Origin of the sequence: Halomonas sp. B23F22_20 (genome assembly GCF_043496985.1) — a bacterium.
Taxonomy (GTDB): Bacteria; Pseudomonadota; Gammaproteobacteria; order Pseudomonadales; family Halomonadaceae; genus Halomonas.
Genome location: NZ_JBIEKH010000006.1, coordinates 168,221 through 193,029 on the forward strand (window position 1 = coordinate 168,221; position 24,809 = coordinate 193,029).

General features: G+C 70.3%; 22 protein-coding genes. 13 read left to right on the forward strand and 9 right to left on the reverse strand.

The genetic code is table 11. The features are described from left to right. Positions 1-59 precede the first annotated feature (59 nt). Both ACGTN6_RS06640 and ACGTN6_RS06645 read left to right on the forward strand, forming a co-directional pair. Entirely contained in the window at positions 60-1,415 is a 1,356-nt protein-coding gene (locus tag ACGTN6_RS06640) for an MFS transporter (protein WP_394590567.1), read from the forward strand. A gap of 161 nt (positions 1,416-1,576) precedes the next feature. Continuing rightward, positions 1,577-1,729 (forward strand): hypothetical protein, encoded by a 153-nt coding sequence (locus ACGTN6_RS06645; protein WP_394590568.1) that lies wholly within the window; start codon positions 1,577-1,579, stop codon positions 1,727-1,729. A gap of 16 nt (positions 1,730-1,745) precedes the next feature. Here ACGTN6_RS06645 and ACGTN6_RS06650 read toward each other — a convergent pair whose 3' ends face one another. Next, positions 1,746-2,360 (reverse strand): flavin reductase family protein, encoded by a 615-nt coding sequence (locus ACGTN6_RS06650; RefSeq protein ID WP_394590569.1) that lies wholly within the window; start codon positions 2,358-2,360, stop codon positions 1,746-1,748. Positions 2,361-2,458: 98 nt separating this feature from the next. On the opposite strand from ACGTN6_RS06650, the gene ACGTN6_RS06655 reads away from it, so the two are divergent. From ACGTN6_RS06655 to modC, 7 genes are all read left to right on the forward strand, one after another. Further along, on the forward strand, positions 2,459-2,986 hold the full coding sequence (locus ACGTN6_RS06655) for a retropepsin-like aspartic protease family protein (protein WP_394590570.1): 528 nt from the start codon (positions 2,459-2,461) through the stop codon (positions 2,984-2,986). A 37-nt stretch (positions 2,987-3,023) separates the two neighbouring features. Further along, the gene (locus ACGTN6_RS06660) at positions 3,024-4,703 is read left to right on the forward strand and encodes a VRR-NUC domain-containing protein (protein ID WP_394590571.1); all 1,680 of its coding nucleotides are present in this window, start codon (positions 3,024-3,026) and stop codon (positions 4,701-4,703) included. Beyond that, positions 4,700-6,967 (forward strand): ATP-dependent DNA helicase, encoded by a 2,268-nt coding sequence (locus tag ACGTN6_RS06665; RefSeq protein WP_394590572.1) that lies wholly within the window; start codon positions 4,700-4,702, stop codon positions 6,965-6,967. The genes ACGTN6_RS06660 and ACGTN6_RS06665 overlap by 4 nt, the downstream gene beginning before the upstream one ends. Before the next feature lie 51 nt (positions 6,968-7,018). Beyond that, positions 7,019-7,390, forward strand: a complete 372-nt coding sequence (locus ACGTN6_RS06670) for a winged helix-turn-helix domain-containing protein (RefSeq protein ID WP_183385958.1) — start codon at positions 7,019-7,021, stop codon at positions 7,388-7,390. 94 nt (positions 7,391-7,484) lie between these two features. Next, positions 7,485-8,291 (forward strand): molybdate ABC transporter substrate-binding protein, encoded by an 807-nt coding sequence (modA, locus tag ACGTN6_RS06675; RefSeq protein ID WP_394590573.1) that lies wholly within the window; start codon positions 7,485-7,487, stop codon positions 8,289-8,291. Positions 8,292-8,306: 15 nt separating this feature from the next. Then, positions 8,307-9,002 (forward strand): molybdate ABC transporter permease subunit, encoded by a 696-nt coding sequence (modB, locus tag ACGTN6_RS06680; RefSeq protein ID WP_394590626.1) that lies wholly within the window; start codon positions 8,307-8,309, stop codon positions 9,000-9,002. Between the two features lie 26 nt (positions 9,003-9,028). After that, the gene (gene modC / locus ACGTN6_RS06685; protein ID WP_394590574.1) at positions 9,029-10,156 is read left to right on the forward strand and encodes a molybdenum ABC transporter ATP-binding protein; all 1,128 of its coding nucleotides are present in this window, start codon (positions 9,029-9,031) and stop codon (positions 10,154-10,156) included. Positions 10,157-10,161: 5 nt separating this feature from the next. Here modC and ACGTN6_RS06690 read toward each other — a convergent pair whose 3' ends face one another. Continuing rightward, a complete protein-coding gene (locus tag ACGTN6_RS06690; protein ID WP_394590575.1) occupies positions 10,162-11,436 on the reverse strand; it encodes an amino acid deaminase in 1,275 nt (424 codons plus the stop codon). 206 nt (positions 11,437-11,642) lie between these two features. Here ACGTN6_RS06690 and ACGTN6_RS06695 point away from each other — a divergent pair, with 206 nt between their 5' ends. The 4 genes from ACGTN6_RS06695 (at position 11,643) to ACGTN6_RS06710 (ending at position 16,107) form a co-directional block, all read left to right on the forward strand. After that, a complete protein-coding gene (locus tag ACGTN6_RS06695) occupies positions 11,643-12,506 on the forward strand; it encodes a MurR/RpiR family transcriptional regulator (RefSeq protein ID WP_394590576.1) in 864 nt (287 codons plus the stop codon). A 1-nt stretch (position 12,507) separates the two neighbouring features. Next, positions 12,508-13,968 (forward strand): N-acyl-D-amino-acid deacylase family protein, encoded by a 1,461-nt coding sequence (locus ACGTN6_RS06700; protein ID WP_394590577.1) that lies wholly within the window; start codon positions 12,508-12,510, stop codon positions 13,966-13,968. A gap of 44 nt (positions 13,969-14,012) precedes the next feature. Beyond that, positions 14,013-14,405 (forward strand): RidA family protein, encoded by a 393-nt coding sequence (locus tag ACGTN6_RS06705; RefSeq protein ID WP_394590578.1) that lies wholly within the window; start codon positions 14,013-14,015, stop codon positions 14,403-14,405. A gap of 208 nt (positions 14,406-14,613) precedes the next feature. Continuing rightward, complete coding sequence (locus ACGTN6_RS06710) at positions 14,614-16,107, forward strand: sodium:solute symporter family protein (RefSeq protein WP_394590579.1); 1,494 nt, start codon at positions 14,614-14,616, stop codon at positions 16,105-16,107. Between the two features lie 94 nt (positions 16,108-16,201). On the opposite strand, the gene ACGTN6_RS06715 is transcribed toward ACGTN6_RS06710, so the two are convergent. The 7 genes from ACGTN6_RS06715 to ACGTN6_RS06745 form a co-directional block, all read right to left on the reverse strand. Then, entirely contained in the window at positions 16,202-18,019 is a 1,818-nt protein-coding gene (locus ACGTN6_RS06715; protein WP_394590580.1) for a monovalent cation:proton antiporter-2 (CPA2) family protein, read from the reverse strand. Positions 18,020-18,131: 112 nt separating this feature from the next. Beyond that, complete coding sequence (locus tag ACGTN6_RS06720) at positions 18,132-18,338, reverse strand: DUF3565 domain-containing protein (RefSeq protein WP_394590581.1); 207 nt, start codon at positions 18,336-18,338, stop codon at positions 18,132-18,134. A gap of 2 nt (positions 18,339-18,340) precedes the next feature. Beyond that, on the reverse strand, positions 18,341-18,748 hold the full coding sequence (locus ACGTN6_RS06725) for an NUDIX hydrolase (protein ID WP_394590582.1): 408 nt from the start codon (positions 18,746-18,748) through the stop codon (positions 18,341-18,343). A 69-nt stretch (positions 18,749-18,817) separates the two neighbouring features. After that, on the reverse strand, positions 18,818-19,450 hold the full coding sequence (locus tag ACGTN6_RS06730) for a CerR family C-terminal domain-containing protein (RefSeq protein WP_394590583.1): 633 nt from the start codon (positions 19,448-19,450) through the stop codon (positions 18,818-18,820). Then, complete coding sequence (locus tag ACGTN6_RS06735) at positions 19,447-22,554, reverse strand: efflux RND transporter permease subunit (RefSeq protein ID WP_394590584.1); 3,108 nt, start codon at positions 22,552-22,554, stop codon at positions 19,447-19,449. The genes ACGTN6_RS06730 and ACGTN6_RS06735 overlap by 4 nt, the downstream gene beginning before the upstream one ends. Positions 22,555-22,561: 7 nt before the next feature. Then, entirely contained in the window at positions 22,562-23,674 is a 1,113-nt protein-coding gene (locus tag ACGTN6_RS06740) for an efflux RND transporter periplasmic adaptor subunit (RefSeq protein ID WP_394590585.1), read from the reverse strand. Between the two features lie 90 nt (positions 23,675-23,764). Continuing rightward, positions 23,765-24,685: a LysR family transcriptional regulator gene (locus ACGTN6_RS06745; RefSeq protein ID WP_394590586.1), complete on the reverse strand. Its 921-nt coding sequence runs from the start codon at positions 24,683-24,685 to the stop codon at positions 23,765-23,767. Positions 24,686-24,809 lie beyond the last annotated feature (124 nt).

Consider the following 24,809-nt stretch of genomic DNA (forward strand, 5'->3'; position numbering starts at 1 on the left):
ATAGTCGGCGAGATGCGCGGCTGCTATCTTGGCCCCTTTCTCGACAGGGATGCCCCGCCATGAGCGTTACCGCCACCGATGCGCCCGCGACGCCCTGGGCCTCGCGCAAGGAGATCCTGGGCTGGGCGATGTTCGACTTCGCCAACCAGGCCTACACGCTGCTGATCATCACCGTGGTGTTCGGCGAACTGTTCACCACGGTGATCGTCGGCGACCGCGGCGACGGCTACCGGCTGGCCAATTTCCTGTGGAGCCTGGCGCTGGCGACCAGCTACCTGCTGGTGGTGATCACCGGCCCGCTGTGCGGGGCGGTGATGGACTATCGGGCGGAGAAGAAGCGCTTCCTGTTCGCCAGCTACGTGGTCACCATCGTCGCCACGGCGCTGCTCTATTTCGTCGCCCCGGGCTACGTGTGGCTGGGGCTGATCCTGATCGTGGTCTCGAACTACGCCTACTCGATGGGCGAGTCCTTCATCGCCGCCTTCCTGCCGGGGCTCGGCCCGCCCGAATCGCTGGGTCGCATCTCCGGCTTCGGCTGGGCGCTGGGCTACGTCGGCGGGCTGTTCGCCGCCGGCTTCACCCTGGTGGTGCTGGGCGAGGCCAGCGCCGAGAACTTCGAGCGCATCCGCTGGGTCGGGCCCTTCGCCGCCGGCTTCTTCCTGATCACCGCCATCCCCACCTTCCTGTGGGTGAAGGAGCGCGGCACGCCGCAGCCCGTCGCGCTTTCCTACCGGGCGATCGCCTGGCAGCGGGTCTCGACCACCCTCCACGAGCTGCGTCGCTTTCGCGACCTGGCCACCTTCCTGGTGTCGCTGCTGTTCTCCATGGCCGGGGTCTACATCATTATCGCCTTCGCCTTCATCTACGGCGCCCAGGTGATCGGCTGGGAGGAATCCGTCCGCAACCTGATGTTCATCATCGTGCAGATCACTGCCGCCGCCGGGGCGCTAGGCTTCGGCGCCATCCAGGACCGCATCGGCACCCGGGTCACCTACCTGATCACGCTGGTGCTGTGGGTGGCGGCCATCCTGGCCATCTGGGCCACGCCGTCGCTCACCGCCTGGCTTAACGCCGCGCTCGGCCTCGACTGGCAGGCCCAGCACCTGTTCCTGCTGGTCGGCTGCCTGGCGGGGCTCAGCCTGGGCTCGAGCCAGTCCGCCAGCCGCGCCCTGGTGGGGCTTTTCTCTCCCGGCCGCAAGGCCGCCGAGTTCTTTGGTTTCTGGGGGCTGGCCAACAAGCTCGCCGGGGTCGTGGGCATCATCGGCCTGGGAGCGCTGCAGTCGGTGGTCGGCCTGCAGGCCTCGATCCTGCTGTGTGCGGCGCTGTTCGTCGTCGCTATCCTGATCTGCCTGTTCGTCGACCAGGCTCGGGGAATGCAGGCGGCGCGAGACTGGGAGGCCCGCAATGGCAGCTGACGCCGGGCCTCCTCGGGCGGTCCATCGGGCTCTGGTATGCTAGAAGCTCACTCAAGGACACAAGAAAACGCCATGCCCACGCTGAATCCTCCTGTCGACGCCCCTGCGGCAAGCCGCGCCAATCTGTCTTTCATCGGCCATGGTGCCGTGAGGAGCGACGCATGATCCGGGCATGGAAACGTTTCGCCGCCTACGTGCTGATCTCGCTGGCCATCCTGGTGGGCATGGACATGGCGCGGGCCGGCGACGCCCCCGACGGGGGCCTTGCCGAGACGGGACAAGCGTCGGTTCTCGAGGAGCGGGGCCCGCGCTGAGCCTCGCTGCCTCGCGTTATTGCGGCCGCTCGAGGGCAAAGCGATTGGTGGTGCGGCTGTAGTCGGCGCCCGCCAGTCGGCCGATCGGACGCAGGATGTCGATGTCCACGTGGCGACCATCCCAGACGCTGGGGTCGGCGTGGACCGCCACCACCTCGGCCAGTACCAGGTTGCCGGCCCGAGGGCGGTCGCCGAAGCGGATCACCTCGCGCAGTCGGCAGCCGAAGGCCACCGGCGCCTCGGCGATGCGTGGCACCCTGAGTTCCCCCAGTGCGGCCTTGGAGAGGCCGGCGTGCTCGAACTCGTCCTCGCCCCGGGGCAGGCTGGCGCTGGTGGCGTTGAGCGGTTCGGCCAGCGCCTCGCCGCCGATATGGATCACGCACTCGCCGACCTCATCGAGGTTGCGCAGGGTGTCCTTGGCATTGCCCTCGCCGTCGAGCAGCGGCGAGAACGCCAGCACCGGCGGATCGACGCTGGCCACGTTGAAGAACGAGAAAGGCGCCAGGTTGGCTCGGCCGGCGGCATCGATGGTGGAGACCCAGGCGATGGGGCGCGGGGCGATGGCGCCGGAAAACAGTCGGTAGAGAGTGCCGGCATCGAACGTGGCGGCAGTGGGGCTGGTGTCGCTCATGGGACATCCTGGCGGCTGACGAAAGGCCCATCCCAGCATGGGCAGCCTCGGGCGTCCAGTGTCATGATGATGTCGGGTAAGGGCGAGGAGAGCACGCGATGGGCGAGCGCGGCAGCGAGGTGAAACGCACGGGGCTCGGCATGATGCTGGCCTTCTGGGTGCTGTTCATCGGGCTTGGGACCTGGTGGTTCCAGGGCATGCTCGAGGAGCGGATGAACCCCAATGCCCAACTGGTCGAGTCGGTGGACGGCGCCCCCTTGAACCTGACGCGCAACGCCGCCGGCCATTTCGTGGCCACCGGGCGACTCAACGGCGAGCCGGTCACCATGCTGCTCGATACCGGCGCCACCCAGGTGGCCGTGCCGGCCGATCTGGCCGAGCGACTCGACCTGCCGCGGCTCGGTGAAGCCAGGTTCTCCACCGCCAACGGGCGCGTCAGCGGGCGCTTTACCCGCCTCGACGAGGTGCGGCTCGGCGGGCTGGTCGCCCACGACGTGCGCGGGGCCATCGTGCCCGGGCTCGAGGATGGCGTGGTGCTGCTGGGCATGAGCTTCCTGGGGCGCTTCGGCCTGCAGATGCGCGGCGATACCCTGACCCTTCGCCTGCCCGAAAAGGACAAGGGCTGAGGCTCACCAGCCGGCGCGGGGCTGATACCATGGTGCCATGAACAGCGTCACGTCTGCCGCCGCGCTCACGGCCTCCCTGGACGACCCCTTCTACTATCTGGCGAACTTTCAGTGCGTGCTGGATTGGGTGGCCGCGCGCCATGGCGATCTGCTCAGCGAGCCCGAGCGCGCCTTCCTCGCCGATTTCCCGACCCTGCCCCGGAGTTCCCGGGCGCTGCTGGTGCGCATGGTGATGCGCAAGGGCGAGCACTTTCGCGTCTCGCGACTGGCCTACGACGAGATCGGTGACGCCGAGGCGGCGCTCGGCCCGCTGGTAGAGAGCGGCTGGGTCGATGATGCCCCGGCGCTGCCCCTCGACGAGCTGTTTCGCCAGCTTCGCCTGGCCGAGCTGCGCCAGGCTCTGGCCGGCGAGATCGCCGCGGCGGGCCTGACCCGAAGCGTCGCCAAAGGCGCGCTGCACGCGGCCATGGCCGAGCGCGGGCTCGAACCTCGCCGGCTGGAGGACTGGTGGCCGGCGGCGCCGGATCGCGTGGTGCGCCTGACCCTGATGGAGCTCTGCGACCGGCTGCGGCTGATGTTCTTCGGCAACCTGCGCCAGGACTGGGCGGAGTTCGTGCTCGCCGAACTCGGCCTGCAGCGCTTCGAGAGCGTGCCCTTCGGCCCGGATTCCCGGGCCTTCCAGCGTCGCGACGAGGTCGACGCCTACCTGGCCCTGCATCGTCTTCGCGAGCGTCTCGACGACGGCGAGTGCCCGGTCGCACTGGCCGCCGAGGTGCCGCCGGCGCCCGACAACGCCTGGCTGGCCGCCCGTCGAGCGCGGCTGCTGCTGAAGCTGGGCCGCGAGGCCGAGCGCCGGGGCCAGGCCGAAGCGGCGCTGGAAGGTTATGCGGCCGCCGGGCTCGGCGAAGCGCGCGTTCGCCGGCTGCGCCTGCTCGAGCGGCGCGGCGAGTTCGCGCTGGCCCATCGGCTGATCGAGGCGGCCGAGTCGGTGAACGAGGCCGAGCGCCAGGCGCTGGCCCGCCTGCATCCGCGGCTGTGCCGCAAGCTGGGACTGCCGGCGCCGCCCCGCGAGCCAGAGCCGGTGCCCGAGCGGCTCGACCTGACGCTGCCTGCCTCTCCCGGCGGCGTGGAGCGGGCGGTGGCCGAGCATCTGTCCACGCCCGAGGCGCCGGTGCATTACGTCGAGAACGCCCTGATCACCGGGCTGTTCGGCCTGCTGTGCTGGCAGGCGATCTTCGCGCCGCTGCCCGGCGCCTTCTTCCACCCCTTCCACAGCGGCCCCGCCGATCTCGGCCGCGAGGACTTCGTAGCCCGGCGCCGTGCCCTGTTCGACGCCTGCCTGGCCGAGCTCGACGACGGCCGCTATCGGGCCACCATCCGCGAGCGCTTCCGCGACAAGTGGGGCCTGTCCTCGCCCTTCGTGCACTGGGGGGCGATCGGCGAGGCGCTGCTGGAGCGGGCCCTGGTCGCCATTCCGCCGGCACACCTGCGGGCCTGTTTCGAACGCCTGCTCGACGATCCGCGGACCCATCGCGCCGGCCTGCCGGACCTGATCCAGTTCCTGCCTGGCAGCGATACCGAAAGTCCCGGCTACCGGCTGATCGAGGTCAAGGGGCCGGGCGATCGGCTGCAGGACAACCAGCGCCGCTGGCTGGCCTTCTTCCACGCCCATGACATTCCGGTGGCGGTCAGCCATGTGCGCTGGGAGGCCCCGTGAACGAGCCGGCGGACCTTCGCGTCGCCGTGCGGGCGCTGTGCGAGTTCACCGCCCGAGAGGGTGATCTCGACCACCGCTTCACCCCGGCGCCCAGCGCTCGGGAGGGCATCGAGGGCCACGCCCGGGTGCGCAGCCGGCGCGGCGATGGCTATGAGGCCGAGGTGGCGCTGTCTGCCACCCTCGAGGGGCTGACCGTGAGCGGCCGCGCCGACGGCTTCGATCCCGTGGCCAACCGCCTGGAGGAGGTCAAGACACATCGCGGTAGCCTCGAGCGCATGGCCGCCAACCAGCGCGCGCTGCACTGGGCCCAGGTCGAGGCCTACGGCGCGCTGCTGTGCGCCGAGCGCGGCCTGGCCGCGGTGACGCTGGCGCTGGTCTACCTGGACATCGCCACCGGTCGCGAGACCGTGCTGACCCGCGAGGCCCGCGCCGATGAGCTGTGGGCGCGTCTCGCGGCCCACTGCCACGCCTACGCCGAATGGGCCGATCAAGAGGCCGAGCATCGCGCGGTGCGGGACGCGGCTCTCGGCGCGCGGGCCTTTCCTCACGGCGACTTCCGCCCCGGTCAGCGGACCCTGGCCGAGGACGCCTATCGCGCCGCCGCTACCGGCCGCTGCCTGCTGGCGGAGGCGCCCACCGGCATCGGCAAGACGCTCGGCACCCTCTATCCGCTGCTGGCCGCCATGCCGCGTCAGGGCCTCGACCGCCTGGCCTTCCTGACCATGAAGACGCCGGGGCGGCGCCTGGCGCTGGATGCCCTGAGCGACCTGGGCGCCGCCGACGAGACCGACCGGCTGCCGCTGCGGGTGCTCGAGCTGGTGGCGCGCGACAAGGCCTGCGAGCATCCCGACCGCGCCTGCCACGGCGAGTCCTGCCCGCTGGCCCGAGGCTTCTACGACCGGCTGCCGGCGGCGCGGCGCGACGCCGTGGCCCGGGGCTTCTGGGATCGCGCGTCGCTGCGTGAGCTGGCGCTCGAGCACGGCGTATGCCCCTACTACCTGGGCCAGGAGCTGGCACGCTGGGCCGACGTGCTGGTCGGCGACGTCAATCACTACTTCGACGACGGCGCCCTGATCCACGGTCTGATGCAGGCGGATGGCTCACGCCTGGGCGTGCTGGTGGACGAGGCCCACAACCTGGTCGACCGGGCCCGCGGCATGTACAGCGCGTCGCTCGACCAGCGCCGGCTCAACCGGCTGCGCAAGGCCGCGCCGCCGGCGCTGTCCAAGCCGCTTTCGCGACTGTCGCGGCACTGGCAGGCGCTGCTGCGCGAGGTCGAGGAACGCGAGTGGCAGGCGCTGGAGGCGGTGCCGGGCGGGCTGCTCGGCGCCCTGCAGCAGGCGGTGGCGGCGATCACCGACTACCTGGGCGAGCATCCGACGGGCGTCGACCCGGCGCTGCAGGAGTTCCTGTTCGAGGCGCTGGCGTTCGCTCGCCGTGCCGAGACCTTCGGTGAGCATTCGCTGTGCGAGCTCGAGCGTCACGGCCGCGGTCGGGCGAGGCTGGCGATCCGCAACCTGGTGCCGGCGGACTTCCTGGCGCCGCGTTTTCGCGCCGCTCGCTGCGCGGTGCTGTTCTCGGCGACCCTGAGCCCGCCGGGCTATCATCGCGACCTGCTGGGCCTGCCCGGCGACGCCGTGACGCGAAGCGTGCCGGCGCCCTTCGTCGCCGAGCAGCTCGAGGTGCGGCTGCGCTCGGATGTCTCCACCCGGCTGCGCGACCGCGAGGCGTCGCTCGCCCCCATCGTCGCCGAGCTGGCCGGCCAGTTCCGGCGCCGGCCGGGCCACTACCTGGCCTTCTTCAGCAGCTTCGCCTACCTGGAAGCGGCGCTGGCGCGCTTTCGCGAGGCCTGTCCCGAGATACCGGTGCGCGCCCAGCGCCGCGGCATGGACGAGGCCGAGCGCGAGGCCTTCCTGGCCGGCTTCGTGCCCGGCGAGACGGGCGTTGCCTTCGCCGTGCTCGGCGGCGCCTTCGCCGAGGGCATCGACCTGCCCGGCGAGCGGTTGGTCGGCGCCTTCGTCGCCAGCCTCGGCCTGCCCCCCTTCGATGCCTACCACGCGGCGCTGGAGGCGCGGCTCGAGGCGCGCTTCGGGCGCGGCCATGACTATGCCTATCGGGTGCCGGGCATGATCAAGGTGGTCCAGGCCGCCGGGCGGGTGATCCGCGGTCCCGAGGATCGCGGCGTGGTGGTGTTGATGGACGATCGCTTCGACCGCGCCGAGAATCGCGCGCTGCTGCCCGACTGGTGGCGCCTCGCGCCCTGACCCTTGCCCGTGGCCTGGCCTGCCCATTCCCCTGTCGATGAGGAAACGCCCATGACCCGAACCCGCCATGATCGCCCCACCTTCCAACTGCGGCTGGTCGCCGACCGCGATGTGGTGCTGGGGCCCGGCAAGGCCGACCTGCTGGCGGCGATCGCCCGCGAGGGCTCGATCTCCGCGGCGAGCCGGTCGCTGAACATGAGCTACAAGAAGGCCTGGCAGCTGATCGAGACCATGAATCGTCACTTGCCGGGCGAGGTGATCGCCACCAGCACCGGGGGAAGCCGACGTGGCGGGGCGCACCTCACGCCGCTGGGCGAGGAACTGCTGGCCCGCTACCGGACCCTGCAGCGCCGGCTGGACCCCGAGGCCTGCGACGATGCCCGGGCGCTGCTCGAGCTGATCACGGCCAGCGGAGACGACTGAGGCCGTGGTGCGCGTCGTGGCCGGCACTTGGCAGCGCCCGGTCGAACGACTATGGTATTTCCGCTATTTCCAGTCGTACACAACGGGAGTCGTCATGTCGACCATCCAACGCCATCCGCGCGTCTTCGCCCGGGCCAGCGGCATGCTGTTGCTTGGCCTGCTGGGCGTCGTTCCGCTTGCCCAGGCCGAACCGACGGTCAAGGTGTTCGCCGCCGCCTCGCTGACCGATGCCTTGAATGCCGCCATCGAGCGCTACGAGTCGAGCCATGACGTCGACGTGGTGCCGGTCTACGCTTCGTCCTCCACGGCAGCGCGCCAGGTGGCCAACGGTGCACCGGCCGACCTGTATTTCTCGGCCAACGAGAAGTGGATGGACTGGCTGGGAGAGCAGGGCATCGAGCTGGCGGATCGCCAGGACCTGCTGCGCAATCGCCTGGCGCTGATCGCCTCGCCGCACAGCGGCCTGGACGACGTCACCCCCGGCGAGGGGCAATCGCTCGCGGCATTACTCGAGGACGATCAGCGCCTGTCGGTGGGCGATCCCGATCACGTGCCGGCGGGTATCTATGCCCGGCAGGCGCTCGAATCCCTCGGCGAGTGGGAGGCGCTGGCCCCGCGACTGGCCCGCGCCGACAACGTTCGCGCCGCCCTGGCGCTGGTCGAGCGAGGCGAGGCACCGCTGGGCATCGTCTACCAGACCGATGCCGGCGCCAGCGACAAGGTGAGCCTGCTGGGGCTGTTCCCGGCGGATAGCCATGCGCCGATCACCTACCCGGTGGCATTGGTCAACCCGCCGGCCAGCGATGCCGCCCAGGCGTTTCGCGACTGGCTGGGCAGCGAGGCCTCGCTGGCGGTGTTCACCGATTTTGGCTTCTCGCCCGCCGCCGGCAACGGCGAGTGATCGGTGGCGGCGCTGATGCTCTCCGAGGCCGAGTGGCAGGCCATCCTGATCAGCCTGCGGGTCGCCGGCGTCGCGGTCGGCTGGATCCTGGTTCCCGGCGTGGCCCTGGCCTGGCTGATGGCGCGGCGCGAGTTCCGCGGCAAGGCGCTGCTCGACGGCGTGCTGCACCTGCCGCTGGTGCTGCCGCCCGTCGTGGTCGGCTACCTGCTGCTGCTGTCGCTGGGCCGCCAGGGCTGGCTGGGACAGTGGCTGGACCAGTGGTTCGGGGTCACCCTGCCGTTCACCTGGCAGGGCGCGGCGGTGGCCGGCGGGGTGATGGCCTTCCCGCTGCTGGTGCGCGCCGTGCGCCTGTCGCTGGAGGCGGTCGACGTCAAGCTCGAGGCCGCCGCCAGCACCCTGGGTGCCGGCCGCTGGCGGGTGTTCTTCACCATCACCCTGCCGTTGGCCTTTCCCGGACTGCTGACCGGGAGCGTGCTGGCCTTCGCCCGTGCGCTGTCGGAGTTCGGCGCCACCATCACCTTCGCGGCCAATATTCCCGGCGAAACCCGTACCCTGCCGCTGGCGCTCTACACGCTGATCCAGACGCCCGGTGCGGAGGCCGCTGCGGCCCGCCTGTGCGTGCTCTCGATCGTCATCGCCATGCTCTCTCTGCTGGCCTCTGAGTGGCTGGCCCGCCATGCCCGCCGTCGCCTGAGTGAGCGCGATGGCTGACACTTCCTTCCACCAGGCCGTCGTCCATGTCCTCGATTACCCCGACCCATGATCTGCATCCGCAGCGCCGGGACGATCTCCAACTGACGGTCGACAAGCGTCAGGGGGGCTTTCGCCTCGAGGCGTCGCTGACGTTGCCTGCCAGCGGTGTCACGGCGCTGTTCGGCCCCTCCGGCAGCGGCAAGACCAGCCTGCTGCGCCTGATCGCCGGCCTCGATCGCCCCGACAGCGGCAGCATTCGGCTCGGCCACGAGACCCTGACCGATACCCGGCGTCGACGGTTCGTGCCGCCTCATCGCCGGCGTCTCGGGGTGGTGTTCCAGGAGGCGCGGCTGTTTCCCCACTACCGGGTGCGCGGCAATCTTGCCTACGGCATGCGCGGTACGGCGCGGGCGCGCTTGGACGACATCGTCGAGCTGCTGGGGATCGGGCATCTGCTGGAGCGTTTTCCGGCGACCCTTTCCGGCGGCGAGGCGCGCCGGGTAGCGATCGGCAGGGCGCTGCTCAGCGAGCCGCGACTGCTGCTGATGGACGAGCCGCTGACCGGTCTCGACGGGGCTCGCAAGCAGGAACTGCTGGACTACATCGCCCGATTGGCCCGTGACATCGATATTCCCATCGTCTACGTCAGCCACGAGACCGACGAACTGATCGCCATCGCCGATCACCTGGTACTGCTCGAGCAGGGTCGGGTCCTGGCTCATGGGCCGCTCGATGACCTGCTGACCCGCTTCGAACTCACCGACCAGCTCGGTGGCTTCGATGCCGCTTCGCTGATCACGGCAACGGTGGAAGGCCACGAGCCGCACTATGCCTTGACCCGGCTGCGCCTGCCCGACGGTCAGCCGCTGACCATTCCCATCGTGGACGCCGCCCCCGGTAGCCGGCTGCGGGTGCGCATTCCGGTGCGCGAGGTGGCGCTGGCCCTCGACGAGCCCGGCGCCACCAGCTACCGCAATCGGCTGCATGCCACGGTCGAGGAGATCGGCCCACCGCAACCGGGGCGGGCCGCCGTGGAACTGCGCCTGCGGCTCGGCGAGCAGGTGCTGCGTGCCCGCCTGACCCGCAAGTCTCTCGACGAGATGGGGCTGCGCACCGGGATGCCCGTCATTGCGTTAGTACGCAGCGTGGCCTTTGATACTCGGCGGCCCTGAAAGAGCTAGAAGCACGTCTTCCAGGTGTCGATGACGTTCAGGCGTTCATCGACCAGGTGGATCCGGCGCCACTTGTCGAAGGTCAGGCAGGGGTGGGAGGCGCCGAAGGCGATGATATCGCCAACGCGCACGTCGCCAACGCGCATGTCGCCAACGCGCATGTCGCCAACGCGCACGTCGCCGGCACCTTCCGGCAGGGCGATAAAGGCGTGCTGGTCCATCAGCTTGGTGACCCGCCAGCCGTCCACCGACAGCGGTTCCGCGACGCTGCCGCCTTCGCGATAGCGCACCAGCGGCTCGGGGAGCTGGTCGACGCCGATGTCGCGTTTGCCCAGCGCCACGATGGCCAGCCCCGGCTCCGGCAGCGACTGCACCTGGGCGTAGACCTCGAGCGCCGGGCGCAGGCCCTCGTGCAGGTCCGGGCGCCGTGACAGCACGCCACGCTGGGCCTCGCGATAGATGCCGTGGTCGTGTACCACATAGCAGCCCGGGCGCAGCACCGGAGTGAAGCGCCCCTCCAGCCCACCGTCGCGGAAGGCCTCGGCGATCAGGTCGTACCAGGCCGAGCCCGAGGCGGTGACGATCGGCGCCTCGACGCCGAACAGTTCCTCTCCCGCCAGCCGATGCAGATTGGCCACCAGCCGCTCGGCGTAGACGCGGATACCGGCCGCCGGATCGTCGCCGTGAACCACGCCCTCGTAACCCTCCAGGCCGGCCAGTATCAGCCCTGGCCGCGCGGCGATGTCGCGGGCAAGCGCCATCACGTCCTCGTCGCTGCGGCAGCCGCAGCGCCCGCCTTCTACCCCGACCTCGATCAGCACCGGCAGCGTCAGGCCGGCTGCGGCGAAGACCTCGCCCAGCTCGGCCACGTTGGCGTGGCCGTCCACGGTCACGTAGAGCTCGGCGCCGGCGCGCATCAGTTCGACGGCGATCGCCATGTTGGCGCGGCCGACCAGCTGGTTGGCCAGCAGCAGGCGCGTCGCGCCCTCGGCGAAGGCGGCTCGGCACTGGGGGAGGGTGGCCAGGGTGATGCCCCAGGCGCCGGCCTCGAGCTGGCGACGGAACAGCGCCGGCGTCATGGTCGTCTTGCCATGGGGAGCTAGCTCGGCCCGGTGGCGGCGGGTGAAGTCCTGCATCCAGGTCAGGTTGTGGGCCAGCGGTGCCTCGTGGATGACGGCAGCGGGCAGGCTGACATCGGTCAGCAGGTCGCGACCGGTTTCCAGGGTGCCCTTGTGGCCGCCCTGCCAGGCGGGGGAAGTGTCGGTTGTGATGTGCGTCATGGGGTGCTCCGGTGAGGGTCGGCAGGCCTCCATCATACGACGGTGATGGTGGGCCCGATGCGATGGTGGCTGCGACTTTTGTTTGAAATTTTCACATAAACTTGACTGCTTGTTAGAAACTAACATAGCGTGAGTTCCATGATCCATGCCAGTGCCAGGCGTCGTCGAGCGGGCTCGATCGCTGCCGACGCCGGAGGAACCGACCCATGAGCCAACAGATCGACATCCTCTCCGGCATCACCGCCAGCGTCGGCTCGCTGAGCGAGTCGGAGCGCAAGGTGGCGGAGCTGATCTTCGAGGACATCGATTTCGTCACCGAGGCCAGCATCACCGGCATTGCCCACCGGGCCGGCGTGAGCGAGGCGACGGTGACCCGCTTTTCGCGCTCGGTGGGCTGCGCCAATGTGCGCGACCTGAAGCTGCGCCTGACTCGCGCCCTGGCCGCCGGGCGGCGCTTCATCCAGGACGCCGATCCCGCCGAGGGGCCGGGCGTGGTGTACGACATCGCCACCCAGACCCTAGCGCTCAACCGTGAACTGCTGCTGGAGGCCGACGTGGCCGGTGCCGTCGAATGCCTCGACGGCGCTCGCCAGATCATCGCCTTCGGCTGCGGCGGCGGCTCCAGCGTAATGTGCCAGGAGCTGCAGTTCCGCCTGGTGCGGTTGGGCTATGCGGTCAGCGCCTATCCCCAGGGGCTGCTGCCGCGGATGGTGGCCTCGACGCTGGACCCCGCCGACGTGGTGGTGGTGCTCTCGGTGTCGGGCTATACGCCCGAGATGGTCGAGTCGGCCCAGGTCGCGCGCCAGTACGGCGCCCGGGTGATCGCCATCACCGCCGTGGGCTCGCCGCTCGCCGACAATGCCGACCTGGTGCTGCCGATCGCCGCCCGCGAGACCGATTTCATCCTGCATCCCTCCGCCTCGCGCTATGCGCTGATGGCGGCCATCGATGTCCTCGCCCTGGAGCTGGCCCTGCGCCATCGCGACCAGGCGCGCGACAAGCTGCGCCGCCTGAAGATCACCCTCGACGACCACCGCGGCGGCGACAACCGCCAGCCGCTGGGAGACTGAGATGCGCCATGACCTGCTGATTCGCCGCGCCGAGGTGATCGACGGCACCGGGCGTGCGCCCTTCACGGCCGACGTGGCCGTGGACGGCCAGCGCATCGTGGCCGTGGGTGACCTTGAGGGGCACGACGCCGAGGAGACGCTCGATGCCCGGGGGCTCTATCTGACCCCGGGATTCATCGACGTCCATACCCATGACGACACCAACGTGATCCGCGCCCCCGAGATGCTGCCCAAGCTCTCCCAGGGCGTGACTACAGTGGTGGTGGGCAACTGCGGCATCAGCGCCGCGCCGGTGACGCTGACCGGTGAGGTGCCGGACCCCATGAACCTGCTGGGCGAGGCGGTCGACTTCGCCTATCCCAGCTTCGCGGCCTACGCCGAGGCGGTGGAGCTGGCGCGGCCGGCGGTCAACGTGGCGGCGCTGATCGGCCATACCAGCCTGCGCAGCCAGGTCATGGACGACTTCCACCGCCCCGCCAGCGCCGACGAGATCGCGCGGATGCGTGCGACTCTGAAGCAGGCGCTGGCGGAAGGGGCCATGGGCCTGAGTTCCGGGCTCGCCTATCACAACGCCTTTCACGCCCCCGACAGCGAGATGGCGGCGCTGGTGGCGGCGGTGGGCGAGGCCGGCGGCCTCTATACCACTCATCTGCGCGACGAATTCGCCGGCCAGGCGGCGGCCATGGATGAGGCCTTCGATACCGCGCGCCGGGGCGGTGCGCCGCTGGTCATCTCGCACCTCAAGTGCGCCGGGGCGGGCAACTGGGGCCAGGCGCCGCGGGCCCTGGCCCAGTTGGAGGGCGCCGCCGAACGCCAGCGGGTGCACTGCGACTGCTATCCCTACACCGCCGGCTCCTCGACGTTGGACCTCGGCCAGGTGACCGACGAGATCGCCATCACCATCACCTGGTCGCGACCGCATCCCGAGCAGGCCAGGCGCCAGTTGGCCGATATCGCCGGCGACTGGGGGCTGTCGCTGATGGAGGCTGCTCGACACCTTCAGCCGGCGGGGGCCGTCTATCACAACATGAGCGAGGACGACATGCGCCGGGTACTGACGCACCCGCTAGCCATGGTCGGCTCCGACGGCCTGCCCAACGATCCGCATCCGCACCCTCGGCTGTGGGGCGCCTTCCCGCGAGTGCTGGCCCACTACAGCCGTGACCTGGCGCTGATGCCGCTGCCCGAGGCGGTGCGCAAGATGACCGGGCTTTCGGCGGCCACCTTCGGCCTGGTCGACCGCGGCGAGATCCGTGAGGGCGCCTACGCCGACCTGGTGCTGCTGGACCTGGCGACCCTCGAGGACACCGCCGACTACGACGCTCCGGTGTCGCCGGCTCGCGGCATCCTGCGCGTAGTGGTCAACGGGGCCACGGCCTATGCCGACGGCGCGCCGGGCAGGACGCGCACCGGGCGCATGCTGCGGCGAAGCGTAAGGCTGAGCCCGTCACCCGGCCAGTAGATCGCCATTTCTCATCATCAACACGTCCATCAGGAGGACATTTCATGAGCATTACACGCTATGGCGCCGAAGGCGGCGTCGGTACCGGCGGCCAGAAGCTGCCGTTCTCCCGCGCGGTGGAAGCCGGCGGCTGGCTGAAGGTCTCGGGTCAGACCCCGATGACCGATGGCGAGGTGGTCGAGGGCGGCATCGTCGAGCAGACGCGGCTGGCCTTCGACAATGCCCTGGGTATCGCCCGGGAGGCGGGCTATTCGGTGGAGGACGTGGTGCACGTCACCGCGGTGCTGACCGACGCGCGCTACTTCTCGTCGTTCAACAAGGTGTTCGCCGAGTTCTTCCGCGATCACCCGCCGGCGCGCATCTGCAGCGTCCAGGACCTGGTGGTGGACTGCAAGGTCGAGGTTGACCTGACCTGCTATCGCGCCGACCGCGCCTGACGCTCAGGGGCGGCAGGCAGACGGGCCGCCGGACGCCACGTGACGTCGACATTGCACGCAACATCCACAACCCGAACCAGTAACGCGATACCAAGAACAACAGGAGGCGCCGGATCCCGGCAAGGACCCGGCGCCAGGCACAGCAAACGGCAAACGTCCACTGTCCCGATCGCGGCAACGACCGGGACGACAAGTATAAGAGGTCTGTATGAACAGTCACCTTTTCCTCGGCAGTTTCTTCGTCTATATCCTGGCGATGATCGGCTTCGGCTGGTGGGTCTCGCGCAACGACCGTGGCACCGGCGATGACTTCCTGCTCGGCGGGCGCAGCGTGCCGCTGTTCCTCACCGTCGGCACCACGGTGGCGACCATGGTCGGCACCGGCTCGAGCATGGGCGCGGTGGGCTTCGGCTATTCCAGCGGCTGGGGCGGCGCCCTCTATGGCATCGGCGGCTCCATCGGCGTGCTGCTGCTGGCGCTGTGCTTCTCCGGCATCCGGCGGCTGCGCTTCATGACCATGAGCGAGGAGCTGTCGTTCTACGTCGGCGCCAACCGCATCGTGCGCAATGTCGTGGCGATGCTAATCTACATCGCCTGCATTGGCTGGCTTGGCGCCCATATTCTCGGCGGCGGACTCTACCTGGCGTGGATGGCCGATATCCCTGCCTGGCAGGCCAAGATCATCGTGGCGCTGGGCTTCGGCGTCTACTGCGTGATCGGCGGCTACATGGCGGTGGTATGGACCGACACCGTGCAGGCGCTGGTGCTGTTCGTCGGCTTCTTCCTGATGGCCGGCGTGGCGGTGGTCGAGGTGGGCGGCTTTGACGCCATGACCGCGGCGCTCGACGACTCTGCCACGAGCTTCCTGGCCATCGACAAGATTGGCCTGCTGCCGGCGATCTCGCTGTCCACGGTGATCGCGGTCGGCGTGCTGGCCACCCCGTCGTTCCGCCAGCGCATCTACTCCGGAGCCTCGGTGGGCTCGGTGCGACGCTCCTTCCTGATCACCGGCGTGCTGTACATGGCGTTTTCCATCGTCCCCGCGATCATCGGCATGGCCACCCATGCGCTGAATCCCGACCTCGAGAACAGCAACTTTGCCTTTCCCTACCTGGCCACCGAGGTGCTGCCGTTGGGGCTCGGCCTGCTGCTGCTGGTGGCCGGCCTGTCGGCGACCATGTCCAGCGCCAGCAGCGATGCCATCGCCGGCGTCACCACCCTGATTCGCGATGTCTACGTGCTGGTCAAGGGCCGTGCGCCCTCGGCTCGCCACGTGGTGCTGTTCTCGCGAGTGGGCTTGGTGGCCACCATCGGCCTGGCGCTGGCCTTCGCGCTGACCTCCGACAATGTGATCTCCTATATCACCCGGATGGTGTCCACGGTGCTGGCCGGGATGTTCGTGTGCGGCATGCTGGGGCGCTTCTGGCCGCGCTACAACTGGCAGGGGGCCATCGCCTCGTTGGTGGTGGCTTCGGCGACGTCGCTGGCGATCATCGCCAATGCCGATTGGAACGCCTACTGGGGCAACCCGAGCATTCCGGCGGTGCTGCTGGCGGCCCTGGCCGGCGTGGCGGTAAGCCTGGCGACCCCGGCGTCGCGACGCAGCGAGGCGGAGGCCCTGGCGGTCATCTCCGAGGAGCGCGAGCGCATGGAGGCGGTTCCCGAGGTGCCGATCGGTCAGCACAAGACCGCCGGCGCCTGATCTGAGGTTCGCTCGCCGTCGCCAGGCCTGCTCCCGTCTCCGGGGGCGGGGCCTGGCGTTTTTCGTTGGTGACGGCGGTTCGCGTCGCGTCGGCTCAGCGACGCTCGGCGGGGCGCCCGGGCGCGGTGGTGGCGACGTCCTCGTCGGCTTCGAACAGCTCCTCGAGTTCCCGGGCGGCCTGCTGGATGGTCTGTATCTGCTGCTGCTTGTTGCCGAAGGCCTCGAGCTGGCGCTCCAGGGCGCGCTCGTCATGGGGGCGAAAGGTATCCACGGTGTGCTGGGCCTGGTCGCGAGGGATGCCGAGGCCGACCAGCACCTCGCGGGTCAGCTCCAGGCTCGCCGGCAGCAGTTCCCGGATGATGTAGGCGACCTCGGCGCGCATCAGCAGCTGAGCGTGGTAGCGGTCCCGGGCCCGAGCGTAGAGGCGCAGGTGCGGGAAGCGACGCTTGACCCGCTGGACGATGCGCATCGAGGTCTCGATGTCGCCCACTGCCACCACCAGCACCCGGGCCTTGTCGGCCCCGGCGGCCTCCAGCAGATCGAGGCGCGAGGCGTCGCCGAAGTAGATCTCGTTGCCGTAGCGGCGTACCACGTCGACGTGTTCGGCGTTGATGTCGAGCACCGTGTAGGGAATCTTCAGCCCCTGCAGGATGCGCCCCATGATCTGGCCGAAGCGTCCGAAGCCGGCGATGATGATCTGGGGACCGTTCTGGGGCGGCCGGTCGAAGTCGCGGCGCGGTTTGCCGGCCTTGAACAGCGGTCGGATCAGGCGCGCATGTAGCTGGACGAGCACTGGCGTGGCGGCCATGGACAGCGACACTGCCAGCACCAGTAGGCCGACCAGCGCCGGATCCAGCAGGGCGGCGGCACCCGCCGCGGTAAGCAGCACGAAGCCGAACTCGCCGCCCTGGGAGAGCAGCGCGCCCAGGTTCAGCGCCACCTTCCAGTCGCCGCGATAGGCGCGGGTGGCGACCACCAGGCTCAGCCACTTGGCGGCCAGCAGGGCGGCGGCGAGGCCCAGCACCAGGCCGGGGCGCTCGGCCAGCAGGCCGATCTGGGCGGTCATGCCCACGGCCATGAAGAACAGCCCCAGCAGCAGGCCGCGGAAGGGCTCGATGTCGGCCTCGATGCTGTGGCGATACTCCGAGTCGGCCAGCAGCACCCCGGCGATGAAGGCGCCGAGTGCCATGGACAGCCCGGCCAGCTCCATCAGCAGGGCGGCGCCGATCACCACCAGCAGGGCGGTGCCGGCGAACACCTCGCGGCTGCGGGTGCCGGCGGCGAAGCGGAACAGCGGCCTCAGCAGGTAGCGCCCGCCGACGATCAGCCCGGCGAAGGCGCCGGCGGCGATCAGAGCCTCGCCCACCATATGGCCCCAGCCGCCGGCCAGCGGATCGTCGCCGGCCAGCAGCGGGATGGCTGCCAGCACCGGAATGGCGGCCAGGTCCTGGAACAGCAGCAGGGCGAAGGCGTAGCGGCCGTGGCGGCTGGAAAGCTCGCCGCGTTCGCCGAGCAGCTGCAGCACCAGCGGCGTGGAGCACAGCCCCAGGCTGAAGCCGACCACCGGGGCCGCGGCGGGCGTGAGCCCCGCCGCTAGTGCCAGGCCGGTGAGCAGCGCCGTGGTGATGGCCACCTGCAGGCTGCCGAAGCCGAACACCGCCTTGCGCATCAGCCTGAGGCGCGACGGCTTGAGCTCCAGGCCGATCACGAACAGCAGGAAGACGATACCCACCTGGGAGAACTGCAGTACCGCATCGGCATCGGGGACCAGCCCCAGCGCCGAGGGGCCGATCACCACCCCGGCGACCAGGTAGCCCAGCACCTCGCCGAGCCCCAAGCGCTTGACCAGCGGCACGATCAGTACCGCGGCGGCAAGGAAGATCAGGGCGTTGTAGAGCAGGGCGATGGCCAAGGCGGGCTCCTCCGGTGGCGATGCAGGTGGTGGTCGGCGAGCCTCCATCCTACCGCAGAGGACCGCCCCAATGGCCAAGCAAGAAGTGGGCCAGGGATTCCCCGGTGCGCGTTCACGGCCGGTCCGGCGGCTCGCCGCGGTCGCACTTGGTGCACTCCAGCGCCAGGCCCAGCCGCGAGCGTCGCCCGGCCTCGGTGGTCACCCAGGGGCGATCGGCCCAGGGCGGCTGATGGCGGACGTGCTGGCCATGCCCGCAGGCCAGCTCGGCCACCCAGTGGCCTTCTTCGTCGCGGTGATAGCCAACGATTGCCTGGCGCATGGTCAGGCCGTGGCCAGGCTGGCCCGTGGCAGCACCCGGTCGCGGGTCAGCGGTGCCAGCGGCAGCGCCAGGGCCTCGGCTGGGGTCACCCAGCGTAGCTCGGCGATCTCCGCCGCGGCTTGCAGTGGCCCCTCGAGTTCGGCGCGGAACAGGTGTGCGCGCAGTTCGTGGCCGGGTTCGTTGGCGGCCGGAGCGGTGAACTCGCCAAGCGGTTCGAGACGCGTCGGTGGCCGGCCCAGCTCCTCCTCGAGCTCCCGGGCCAGGGCGGCGGCGGGGGACTCGCCGGGCTCCAGCTTGCCGCCGGCCTGCATGAAGGCGGTGGTGCCGCGCTTGCGCACCAGCAGCAGCCGGCCCTCGGCGTCCTCGATCAGGGCGGCGGCGATATGCAGGGTCGGGGCGTCGGTGGTCATGGCGGAGCTCCGTGGCGGGTGAGGGCGGCGCTGTCCAGAAGGGCGGCATGTCGCGTCGAGCGGAAGAGTCTAACAGGGCGGCGGGGCATAGAGGTCCAGGTGGCCGTCGAGGACCGCTTCGATCTCGGCCAGGGTCGTCGCGTCCAGGGCCTCGAGCCCCAGGCGGCGCAGCAGCGGCTCGCGGGCGATCAGGAAGAATACGATCTGACCCACCAGGGTGTGGGTCTCCAGCACCACCCGGCGGTCGTCCGGGGCGCGGTCGGTGAGCCGGCCGATGAGGGTCGCCAGCCGGGTCTGGACGACGCCGAAGGCGCGCCCCTGGAGGATCTCGAAGGCCTCGCCGGGATGGATCTGCTCTCGCATCACCAACAGCAGCCACTGGCGGCAGTCGTCGTCGGCGGCGAAGGTGCGCACCATGCGCCGTACCACCTCGCGCAGTAAGTCCAGGGCGGCGTCGCGGTCGGTGGGGGCATCCGGCGCGTCCCCCGGCGCCAGGCGCTCGCGGAGCTGGTCGGCGATGTGGCCCGCCGCCGCCAGGTAGAGGCCGTGCTTGTTGGCGAAGTGATAGGCGATGGATCCGATGTTGGCCTCGGCGGCCTCGGCCAGCATGCGCGTGCTGGTGGCCCGGTAGCCGTGCTCGCCGAACAGCCGGATGCCGGCCTGGATCAGGCGCTCGCGGGTCTCGGCGGCGGACGCGGTCATGGGCGGTTCCTCCGGGACGGTTCGCGGGTGTCGATGCCGAACAGGTAGCTGTAGAGCACCGGCACCACGCCCAGGCTCATCAGGGTGCCGACGCCGAGCCCCCCGGCCATGGCGGCGGCCATGCCGTAGAACAGCGGGTCGCGGCCGACGATCAGCGGCAGGAAGCCGAGGATGGTGGTGACCGCCGACATCAGGATCGGTCGCAGCCGGCGGGCAGAGGCCTTGACCACCGCATCGCGTCCCGACAGCGCCGGATCCCGACGCTCGATATCGATGCGGTCGATCAGCACGATGGCGTTGTTGATGATGATGCCGGCCAGGCTGTAGATGCCCAACATCACCATGAAGCCGAAGTTCGCGCCGCTGGCAAGCAGCCCCAGCGCCACCCCGACGATCACCAGCGGGATGGTGGCGACGATCACCAGCGGGCGCTTGAAGGAATTGAACTGGGCTACCAGCAGCACCACGATCAGCCCCAGGCACAGCGGCAGGTTGGCCTGCAGGGCGGCCTGGCCCTCGCGGGATTCCTTGACCACGCCGTCGAACTCCAGCCAGTGCCCCGGCGGCAGGTCCGCCTCCAGCTCGCGCAGCGCCGGTTCGAGGCGCGGCACCATGTCCTCGGCGGTGAGGGTGCGGTGGCGGCCCTCCACGGTGATGGTGCGCACCAGGTTCTCGCGGTCGATGCGGTAGTAGCCGTTGTCGAGGCGCAGCTCGGCCACCTGGTTGAGCGGCACGCCCTCGCCGGGAGTGCCCAGCGGGTAGACGGTCAGCGCCCCGAGGTGGGCGAGGCTCTCGCGCTGCTCGTCGGCGTAGCGCATTACCACCGGGATGATGTCGTCGCCCTCGCGATAGTGGCTGAGGCGATAGCCGTCGAGGGCGCCGGACAGCGAGCGGGCGATGTCCTCGGAGGTGATGCCGGCGGCCCGCGCCCGGGCCTGGTCGACTTCGACGCCCAGCGATGGGATCCGCGCCTCCCAGCTCTGGCGTACGTCCCGGGTGCCGTCGAGGTCACGCAGCAGCGCTTCCACCTCGCCGGCGGCGGCGAACAGCACCTCACGGTCCGGGCCCTTGACCTGGACCTGTAGCAGGGTGCTGTCCGAAGGGCCGAGGAACATCCGCGTGACCCGTGGCGAGAGGTCCGGGTGGCGCGTCGCCAGCAGCATCCGGGTGGCCTGGATCACCGCCGCCACCCGCTCGCGGTCGGCCACGTTGAGCACCAGGAAGCCCTTGTTGGGGGCCGGGTCGAGGGGCGTCAGCGAGAGCACGAAGCGTGGGCCCCCGAAGCCCGAGTAGGCGGCCACGCCGGTGACGTCGTCGCCGAGCGCCGGGGCCTCGAGCAGTTCGCGGCTCAGCGCCTGAACGCGCCGGTCGCTGCTGTTGGCGGCGATGTCCGAGGGGAAGTCGATGGTCACCAGGACCTGGTTGCGGTCCGAGTCGGGGAAGAACTTCTTGGGTACCGCCTGCATCATTGCCACTCCGGCCGCCAGGGCTAGCGCCATGGCGGCCAGGAACAGCGGGCGGTGGTGCAGCATACGGGCCAGCCAGCGGCCGTAGCGCCGCGAGACCCAGTTGAAGGCGCGGTCGGAGAGGTTGGGAGCCCCCCCGGGGGCGTCGGGTTGGGTGCCGGCGTGCGGTGCCTTGAGGAAACGATGGCACAGCGCCGGGGTCACCGTCAGCGACAGCCCCCAGGAGGCCAGCAGGGTGATGGCGATGACCAGCGAGATCGAGCGGGTGTACTCGCCGGCGGCGTGCTCGGCAAGCATCAGCGGCAGGAACACCAGGATGGTGGTCAGGCTGGACGACAGCAGTGGCAGGGCCAGCTCGCCGCCGGTCTCGGCCAGCGCCTGATCGCGGCTGCGGCCGGCCTCCAGGCGGGTCTTGAAGTCCTCGGCGACGACGATGGCGTTGTCCACCAGCAGGCCCAGGGCGATCACCAGGGTGGCCAGGCTCGCTCGTTGCAGGGTCAGCTCCGTGAGCCCCATCACGGCCAGGGTGACCAGCATCACCGTGGGGATGATCGAGCCGACGATCAGCCCGGTGCGCATGCCGAGGAACAGGATCACCACGCCCAGCACGATGGCCAGCGTCTGCAGCACGCTCTGGGTCACCCCGAAGACGGCGTTGGCCACCTGTTCGGGCTGGAAGGTCATGATGTCGAGGCGGTAGCCCGCGGGCAGGCCGGCGCGTAGCTCGTCGAGGCGCTGGCGCACGGCATGGCCGAAGTCGAGCACGCTTTCGCCCTCGAGCATCGACACGGCGAAGACGATGGCCGGTTCGCCATTGAAGTAGGCGGCCTTGTCCGCGGGGTCTTCGTAGCCGCGGGTGATCTCGCCCAGGTCGCGCAGGCGCAGGGTGGCGCCGTCGGGCAGGCGCAGCTCGGTGTCGCCCAGCGCCTCCAGGGTCGGGAACTCGCCGGAGACCTCCAGCGCCAGGCGCTGGTCGCCGGTTTCCAGCACGCCGCCCGGCGGATAGATGTTGCGGCTCTGGATCTGCTCGGCGAGCTCGCCCGGGGTCAGGCCCAGTTCGGCCAGGCGCGCCTCGGCGATATCGATGAACACCCGCTGTTCCTGGATACCCAGCAGCTCGACCTTCTGGGTGCCCGGCACGCCGTAGAGGGCGGCGCGCACGTGCTCGGCGATCTCCTGCTGTTCGGCCTGGGGGAAGTCCTCGGCGGTGAGCGCGGCGGTGACCACCGCCACGTCGCCGAAGTCGTCGTTGATGACCGGGTCCTGGGTGCCCTCCGGCAGCCGGCCTCGGGCGGCCTCGACGCGCTGGCGCATCTCGTCCCAGATCTGGTCCAGGTCGAAGTAGCGGTCCTGGATCTCGACGTGGAGGATCGAGCGACCGCGCATCGAGGTCGAGGCGATGCGCTCGACCTCGCCGAGGGTGCGGATGCTCTCCTCCAGCGGCTTGGTAATGTTCTCCTCCACCTGGGCGGCCGGCAGCCCGGGAAAGGCGGTGGTCACCACCGCCTCGCGAACGGTGATCTCGGGGTCCTCACGGGCCGGCAAGGTGAAGTAGCTGTACAGGCCGAACAGCATGGCCAGCACGGTGGCCAGGTAGACGACGGGGCGGCGGCGGTAGGCGATCTGGCTCAGGTTCATGAGGACCTCAGTGGTAGCGTTCCGGGCCCTCGCCGAGCAGGCTCACGGCCTGGCCGGCGTCGACGAACTCCGCGCCCCGGGCGACGATGCGCTCGCCCGGAGCCAGGGCGCCGCGCACCCGGGCGCGGCCCTCTTCGAGACGCAGCACCTCGACGTCGACCCGCTCGAGGCGATGGTCGTCGTCGATGCGCAGCACATGGGCGCTGTCCTCTCCGTCATAGACCAGGGCAGTGAGCGGGATCGGCAGGCCGGCGGCGCCGTCCGCGGCGGGCAGCGACAGCGCCACCCGGGCGGTCATGCCGGAGCGCAGGCCCGCGGGCGGCTCGTCCACGGCCAGGATCACCGGGTAGTCGTTGGAGGAGCGCGGCTGGGTGCCTAGCCGGCGCAGGGTGGCGGGGCTCGAGGCGTCGCCCAGGGCGGGCAGGCGGACCTCGTGGATGTTGCCCTCGACGAGGGCGCCGACCAGGGTCTCGGGCACGCTGGTCTCCACCTCGAAGCCCTCGCGGTCGGAGATCACCTCGAGGACGGTCTGGTTGGCGGCGACCCGCTCCGCGGGCTCGGCCTGGCGCTGGCTCACCGAGCCGGCATAGGGTGCTGTCAGGGTGGTCAGGCGCAGGTCTCGCTCGGCCAGCGCCACGGCGGCCTGGGCCGAGGCGTGGCGGGACTCGGCGGTATCCAGGGCGGCCCGGGCGGTATCCAGCCGGGTATCGCTGACGTAGCCCTTGTCGGCGAGGCTGGCCTGGCGGCGGTAGTCCTGACGCTTCTCGGCCAGGCTGGCCTCGGCCTCCCGGCGTTCCGCACGACGCTGCTGGGCCACTAGGCGGTAGCGGGCGTCGTCCAGGCTCGCCAGGGTATCGCCGGCGGCGAAGGTGTCGCCGACGTCCACCGAAAGGGACTGGATCTCGCCGGGGATCTCGAAACTCAGGGCGGTGCGCTCGGCGGCCTTGACCCGCCCCGAGAGCCGGGTCACGGCGCCGTTGCCGTCGGCCTGGATGACATGGCTGGCCACTACCCGCGGCGGCGTCTCGGGGGGCGCCGCCTCCGGCGAGCAGCCGGCCAGCAGCGGGGCGAGGCCGGCCAGCAGTAGCGCGACGGCCGGCAGGCGGGGGAAGGGGGGCATGGCGACGATCCTCGACGGCCGATGAGCGGTGCCCGGCGTGTCCGGACGCTATCGGCCAGTGTATTAATCAGTTGATTAAATCACAAGGTCTTACCCGCCGCGGCTGGCCAGGGCTGCCGGCGTCGGATCGCTGCCGAAGGCCTTCACCAGGGTGTCGAGCAGATAGCGTATGCGCCGCGATGGGGCGCGACCCGAGGGGTAGACCGCCTGCAGGGCTCCCGGCGCGCCCTCGTACTCCCGCAGCAGCGGCACCAGCCGCTCGGCGGCGAGGTCATCTGCGATGTCCCACTCCGACTTACGGGCAATGCCCAGGCCTCGCACGGCCCAGTCCCGCACCAGACCGCCGTCGTTGGCGATGCGACGGCCCCGTACGGCCAGGTGGCGGGTCCTGCCGTCGATCACGAAGGGCCAGCTGGCCTCGATGGCGTCCCCAAAGCGCATGCACAGGCAGTCATGGTGGCGAAGCGCCTCGGGATGCTCGGGGACGCCATGGCGTGCCAGGTAGTCCGGCGCGGCACACAGGATCCGGGCGTTGTCGGCCAGCCGGCGAACCTTCAGGGAGCTGTCGGTGAGGGTGCCGAGGCGGACCGCCAGGTCGATGCCCTGGGCGGCCAGGTCCACGTAACCGTCATGCAGGGTCAGCTCGATGCTGATCTCCGGGTGCGCGTCCATCACCTCGTCGAGAAGCCGGGAAATGCGCTGGCGTCCCAGGTCCAGCGGGGCGCTGAGGCGAATCGGACCGGCCAGGCGCTCGACCCCGAGGCGGATCCGCGTCTCCAGCTCCTCGGCCTCGGCCAGCAGCCGCCGCCCGCCTTCCACCAGTTCGCGCCCCTCCTCGGTGAGACTGATCGCACGGGTGGTGCGGTGGAGCAGACGTGCGCCGAAGTGGCGCTCCAGGGTAACCAGGCGCTCTGAGACGGTGGCCGGGGAGAGCCCCAGCTCGCGCCCGGCGGCGGCCAGGCCGCCGCATTCGACGATACGCAGGAAGACCTGCAGGTGCTCCAGCATCATTGTTCGGATTTTCCAAATAGTGTTTTTGAGAAAGGTCAGATTATCCGAAAAGTCCGGGGGGTGTACAAAGGCGGTCGGAGCGATCGGCAAGCCGGTCGACGAACCCCATGACTGCCAGGAGAGC